Raw genomic sequence first — 6,741 nt, forward strand, 5'->3', positions numbered from 1 at the left:
GAGCCCGGGTACATGCTCAAGCGCTCCATATTTGCTGTTATTGATCTCTCCCTGGCTGTACCCGTCAAAGTGGTTGATGTGATCCGGAGCCCTCAGGGCATCGTCCATGTGACATAATCCATGCCATACCCTATATTTGTCGTTTACCCGCATGTGGCACATCTGAACGGGCAGGTAGTATTCCAGTGTGGGCTGCCAGACGTGCCTGTCATATATGTCACTGTTGATTTCAAACGGGAGGGTTTTCTTAGTGCCATATACTACCCGGTATATGCCTTCTTGAGTAATATCGGAGAAATCGAATTGAATGTATTGATAACGGAGGAATTCGCCCCAAGGATCCGGGTTTTCCGATAAAACCGTTTCTTCTTCACCATTGGGAAGAACTCGTTTTAACTTTACTTCTCCGAATGTATTTTCCCGCTTATCCAGTTCTACCACGGCTGTTTTATCCTGATCGGGATGATAACCCACCTGCGATATGTGAATGACCGGGTCGTATTTCCAGCCGGGCTTTGCATGAGGTGTGACCACCCATTCTATGGCATTTTCAGTGGCTCCTTCAGGTATCGTTGATCGTACTACAAACCATCCGTTGTTGTGTTTTCCCCTGCCATCCAGGAGTGTCAGCTCCCCGTTCGGGCTTTTGATCTGCATCCTCCTGGCATCGTCTTCCGGGGCAATGGTGAGGGTTTTGCCTTCCGCCAAAGGCTTTATGTGAAGTTCTCCTTCAGCGTTCCTTCTCATCGGGCCATTGGCCTGCCGGGGAAAGATTCCCGAGGAATCGTCCATGTAGTAATATTTTCCATATAACAAACCCGGGAAGAGTTCCATATTGAATCCCACCTTACCAATCCATTCCTCAGGCAAAGGTTCCTCCAGATCCACCGTTACGCGGAACGAGCGGCCTTCTGTCTGTACATTAACTTTATAATCAAATTGAAGGTCGGGATAGATCATGGGGTTGAAGCCCTGCCGGTGGCGGCTGGAATCGGGGTAGCTCATGGTCATGCTGATGCGCTGCTCCCCTTGATCAACCGTACGTTCGCCTTTTTTGGGCAGGGGCTGCCACTGACCCGGAGCAGGGCCAAGCCGGATATCGCCATTGGTGGCTATGCGCTTCCCGTTCTGAATGATCGAAACGCCACCCTGGTGGCCTTCGGGATAAAAATCGTCAAAAACCATCACGTTCAGGCCCGGCATTTCAAAGTAATCTTTGTCGTTGAGGGTAAGCTTTTGGTCCTGGGCGTGTGACCAGGTAAAAGAACCCAGAGATACGATGAATGAAAAGATGATAGAAGTGAATGTTTTGGAGTGTCTCGCACACATAGGCCTGAGATTTTATTTGTTTATGGGGCATCGAATATACCAAAAAAATGAAAATTGAGAGTTTCTGTGTTGAATTATTCGGGTTAAGAATGCCCGGATATTTTTTTAATGGATCCAGCCGGACGCCATAATTGTTGTGGGAACGCACGGCCGTGCGTATCTGCTGAAAGAGAAATAAAAAATTCTGAAAAGTTTTCATTTTCATCTCCAGATCATGGGGGGAAGGTTATGGGTAATCTCATTTATGGCCCCGCACTCCGTGGAGGGTTATTAGAATTACATTCTTTATCTCCACGTCAGGGAGAAGGTTTTTAGAATTACATTTTTCATCTCCACGTCACGGAGAAGGGTATTAGAATTACATTTTTCATCTCCACGTCACGGAGAAGGGTATTAGAATTACATTTTTCATCTCCGCGTCATGGAGAAGGGTATTAGAATTACATTTTTCATCTCCGCGTCATGGAGAAGGGTATTAGAATTACATTTTTCATCTCTGCGTCATGGAGAAGGCTATTAGAATTATCATTTTCATCTCCGTGACCAGGAGAAGGTTATGTCCGTATTCATTGATTTCCTATCACCGTTAGCATTTTTTTTAAATAATTTATTCATTGAGGTATTACACACCACTGGCTACCAGATCGCCCACTTCCGAAGTTGAATAGCCCATTTTTCCGACGCTCATACTCTTCAGCTTATTTCCGGTAACATTCATGATGGATTGTTCCACAGCCCTGGAAGCTTCCATCTCATTGAAATATTCCAGCATCATGGAAGTGCAGGATATGGCCGCAAGCGGATTGATGATCCCTTTTCCGGTATATTTGGGAGCAGAGCCTCCAATGGGTTCAAACATACTTACCCCTTCGGGATTCAGGTTTCCTCCGGCAGCAATGCCCATGCCGCCCTGGGTCATGGCGCCCAGATCGGTAATAATGTCGCCGAACATATTGCCGGTGACCAGCACATCAAACCATTCCGGATTTTTAACCATCCACATACAGGTAGCATCCACATGGTAATAATCCCTTCTGATGTCCGGGTAGTCTTTCTCACCGATCTCATGGAAAGCCCGTTCCCAAAGATCGTATACATAAGTCAGCACGTTAGTTTTGCCGCACAGACCAACGGTTTTGTCTTTATTTCTTTTTTGGGCATACTCAAAGGCAAAGCGCAGGCAACGCTCCACCTGGTGGCGGTTATACACCATGCTCTGAACGGCTACCTCGTGCGGAGTGTTTTTCATGGATATGCCTCCTGTTCCGGTGTATAAGCCCCCTGAGTTCTCTCTTACCACAACATAATCAATGTCTTCAGGACCTTTGTCCTTCAAGGGGGTTTCAACGCCTGGATACAATTTCACCGGACGCAGGTTGATGTATTGATCCAGCTCAAAACGAAGCTTCAGCAATATTCCCTTTTCCAGCACGCCGGGTTTTACATCGGGATGTCCAATGGCGCCGAGATATATGGCATCGAATTGTTTGAAATCTTCAATAGCCGAGTCAGGGAGTATTTCTCCCGTTTTCATATATCTCTCCCCGCCGAAATCAAAATGGGTGAAATCAAAGGAAAAGTCATACTTTTCCGATACTGCATTGAGTACTTTGATTCCTTCGCTGACGACTTCAGGTCCTGTCCCGTCGCCGGGGATTACTGCAATGTTGTACTTTTTACTCATAATGACATTATTTTTAAGGTAAGATAAAGGTAGCAATAATACACAAATGTTAACAAAATATCAAATTGACATTCGATATTAATATTATCTGCTCTTCATTATAACTATAACAGGATATGTAATTCTCCTTGTAAAATACATGCTTTAATTTTTTTAAGCACAGTATTTTTTGCAGGGATAGTGAAAAATAATCTACAGAAAGATGCAATTTTGAAATAGAATGGTTACGTTTGTTAACAAAAGAATGATTATGAGGAATTATAAAAATATGATCAGTACAGTTATTGTATTTGTTAATTGTTTTCTTTTCCGTACAATCTTAAATAAAATGTTTGAAAATTATGGTGCAATGAAAAATGAGAAGATAATTTAATGAAAGATTAAAACCATCTGTAAAATGAAACTTACCAACCCATTTTTCTTATTTCTTTTTTTAATTGCTTTATTTCAGACCAAAGGGATATTTGGACAATATCCCAATCACGAACTGGATCAGTATCCTGTAGAGTGGAACAGCCGCTGGATATCCCACCCTGAAATTGATGGCGCCTCATACAACCTGCTTCATTTCAGGAAGGTTTTTGAAATGGAAGAGGTACCCGATCAATTTATAGTCCATGTCAGTGGAGACAATCGCTATCGTTTGTATGTGAATGGGGAAGAAGTTTGTTATGGCCCTCAGCTAGCTGATGTCCGTCACTGGCGCTATGAAACCGTAGATTTGGCTCCCTACCTGAAAGAAGGTAAAAATGTAATAGGTGCTCAGGTTATGAACTGGGGTATTGACCGAAGTTATGGTATCATATCCCATAGAACAGCCTTCCTGCTGCAGGGCTATTCGAGGAAAGAAACATTTTTGAATACGGATTATGACAGCAACTGGAAGGTACTTCAAAACAAAGCCATGCATGAAAAAACGGTACATTGGATAACAGGAGACCAGATAGTCGGGGGTTTTTATGCTTCCAATCCCACCGATTCGGTTGTGGCCGAAAATTATCCATGGAAGTGGAAGGAAGCAGGATATATAGACCATCACTGGAAAGAACCCAAAGTGCTCTTTTCTAAACCAAAAACCAATGCAGGCGCAGGACATGGATGGATTTTACAACCTCGTACGACCCCTATCCAGAAAAGTGAGAAGGAACCCTTTACCCGCATTGCCCGAACCAGTATGGACAAGGTTGGTGAAGATTTCCAGTTTGGACAAAAATCCCTGAAGGTTCGTGCCAATTCGCAACAAACAATTATTCTAGATCAGGGATATGTGACGCTGGGATATCCCAAACTGCATCTGTCTAAAGGCAAAGGAGCTCATGTTCAGGTAAAATATACAGAAGCACTTTATAATGCTGCGAACAATAAAGGCAACAGAAACAGGATTGAAGGAAAAACCATCAAGGGAATCAGTGATGTTTATATGATGGACGGAGGTGAAAACCGGGTTTTTCAGCCCATTTGGTTTCGTACTTTCCGTTTTGTACAGCTGGAAATAAAAACAAAAAATCAGCCCCTCGTCATTGATGATTTTTACAACGTTTTCTCAGCAAGTCCCATTCACATTGAAGCGAAATTCAATACACACAATCCCGTTTATGAAAAGGTTTGGGAGGTTTGCTCACATGGGCTGGATATCTGTGCCCAGGACAACCTGCTGAGCGATGCTTACTATGAACAAATGCAATATGTAGGGGATCTTCGTCCGCACCTTAAGGCCTGGACTGCCCTTACAGGTGATCTCACATACTTCCGCAGCGCTATGGAGCAATTTAACAACTCCCGGCTGCCCGATGGCAACATCACCAGTTGCTATCCCCTTAAGGCGACCTTTGTTCATCCTACCTATTCTTTGATCTGGATTGATATGCTTCACGATCTGATGATGCTGGATGGTAACAAAAAGCTTATTGAATCCTACCTGGGAGAAATACAGGAGGTATTTGATTACTATGAGTCTTTGATCAATGAAAACGGCCTGGTGGGGGATTCTAAATATCATATGTTTGTAGACTGGTATTTGCCTAAAGGTGGCAATTCTCCAGTGAATAAAGACGGCAATTCAGCCATATTAACCCTGAATTATGCTTATACCCTTTCTAATGCTGGAGATATTGCAGAATGGCTTGGGTATAGGAAAAAAGCTGCATATTACAGGGCGCAATCCCGAAAATATGCCGAGATTGTGAAGAATCTTTGCTTTGATCCTGACCGGGGCATTTATGCCGATGATCCGGGAAAGACATTTTATGACCAGCGGGCCAGCATACTGGCAATTCTTGCAGATGCCCATACCAGCGCAGAAAAAAAGGAACTCATGAGAAAAGTGCTGGATGAAGATACTGAATATGACAGCAAAGCCAATCTTTTTTATTATTTCTACCTGTTTGAGGCAATGAAAAAGACAGGTGTGGGAAATTTTACCGAAACCCTTAAACCCTGGGAAAAAATTGTAGAAAAGGGTATGACGGCCACACCGGAAAAGCGGATTGAGCAAAATCCCCGTTCTGAAGTCCATCCCTGGACAGCCCATCCGGTACATTATTATTTCACTCTTGTAGCTGGTATCGAACCGGATAGTCCGGGTTTCCGTTCTGTTAGTATTACTCCTCAGCCAGGGCAGCTTAAAAATATTGAAGCCACGTATCCTACCAAACACGGGAATATCATACTTAATATGCAATTTGATAAGGAGGGAAAAGTGGAAGGCAACATAACCCTCCCTGATGAGATGACAGGCAGTTTTAGATGGAAGGGAGAAAAAAAGCTGTTGCAACCAGGGCCCAATAAATTATAACAATCATTAAACCCCTTTTTTAAATGAAGATTAAGCGCCTGCTGAATTTTATCGGTAAAAAGCATGGAACAATTATCCTTTCCTGTCTGGTAGGGATTATGTTTGTGGTAGAACCAAAGAAAATAATCACCCATGAATCAGAATATCGCATCATTGAAGAAAAGTATTGCCCATGCGGCAGAAAAGGCCGAAAGATGGATGTTGAAGCATTTGAAAGAAGAGGATATATTGAACCAAAATCCATCTGATCCTGTCAGGTATTATAAATGGCCCCTGGCCCTGGTTCAGCGTGGAAAAAATGAAGAAGCTGGAAACATCATTGAATGGATCAATCGCCAATGCCTGACCGGAGCGGGAGATTATCAATCCAGCCGTACTGGTTTTCATGATACATTTCACCATTATGCCAACCTTTGGATCACGGTGGCAGCGAACAGGCTCGGGAATATACAATTGGTTGAAAAGCTGCTGGGGTTTATTCTGCAATTTCACAATAAGGAGACGGGAGGTCTGGCCACTTTTCCTGCAAATGCGGATAAAACTACCGAAGACCCTGTTTCTACTGCTTTTCTGGGCTGGGTAGCGTGCGAAACAGGGGACAAATCCCTGGCTGATTCCGTCATCCCTTATTTTGAAAGGTTACTTAAACAAAATTTAGAAAACAAAAAGTTCTGGTTAAGGTTAGATGCTGAAGGAAAGTTGATAAAAACCGTCCCGGAAGATGCCGATCCCAAAACCTATGTCATTCATTTGGGAGAAGCGGAACAATGCTATTATTTTCTTGGTGCTGCCTGTTACTTTTTTGCGAGTTACATGGAAGCTTTTGATGATAAGCCTTTGACTCTTGCAAAACAATATGCCGGCTTGCTGGAAAAAGCAGGAGAGAAAGCCCTGAATACGATCTGGGCAGCTAAAGTTGCGCCGGGTTGTGTTG

General features: G+C 43.4%; 4 protein-coding genes. 2 read left to right on the plus strand and 2 right to left on the minus strand.

The features are described from left to right. On the minus strand, window positions 1-1,329 hold a 1,329-nt coding region (locus KGY70_14805; GenBank protein ID MBS3776463.1), incomplete at its 3' end, for a glycoside hydrolase. Between the two features lie 622 nt (window positions 1,330-1,951). Next, window positions 1,952-3,013: a 3-isopropylmalate dehydrogenase gene (locus KGY70_14810; GenBank protein MBS3776464.1), complete on the minus strand. Its 1,062-nt coding sequence runs from the start codon at window positions 3,011-3,013 to the stop codon at window positions 1,952-1,954. Between the two features lie 397 nt (window positions 3,014-3,410). Here KGY70_14810 and KGY70_14815 point away from each other — a divergent pair, with 397 nt between their 5' ends. Both KGY70_14815 and KGY70_14820 read left to right on the plus strand, forming a co-directional pair. Beyond that, the gene (locus KGY70_14815; GenBank protein MBS3776465.1) at window positions 3,411-5,807 is read left to right on the plus strand and encodes a family 78 glycoside hydrolase catalytic domain; all 2,397 of its coding nucleotides are present in this window, start codon (window positions 3,411-3,413) and stop codon (window positions 5,805-5,807) included. A gap of 132 nt (window positions 5,808-5,939) precedes the next feature. Further along, window positions 5,940-6,741: hypothetical protein (locus tag KGY70_14820; GenBank protein ID MBS3776466.1), on the plus strand; the 802-nt coding region annotated here is incomplete at its 3' end.

This window comes from Bacteroidales bacterium, from assembly GCA_018334875.1.
Classification (GTDB): Bacteria; Bacteroidota; Bacteroidia; order Bacteroidales; family UBA12077; genus JAGXLC01.

Coding starts and splice junctions, on each gene's coding strand:
- KGY70_14810 (MBS3776464.1), bottom strand. CDS start 3,013: ATGAGTAAAAAGTACAACATTGCAGTAATCCCCGGCGACGGGACAGGA.
- KGY70_14815 (MBS3776465.1), top strand. CDS start 3,411: ATGAAACTTACCAACCCATTTTTCTTATTTCTTTTTTTAATTGCTTTA.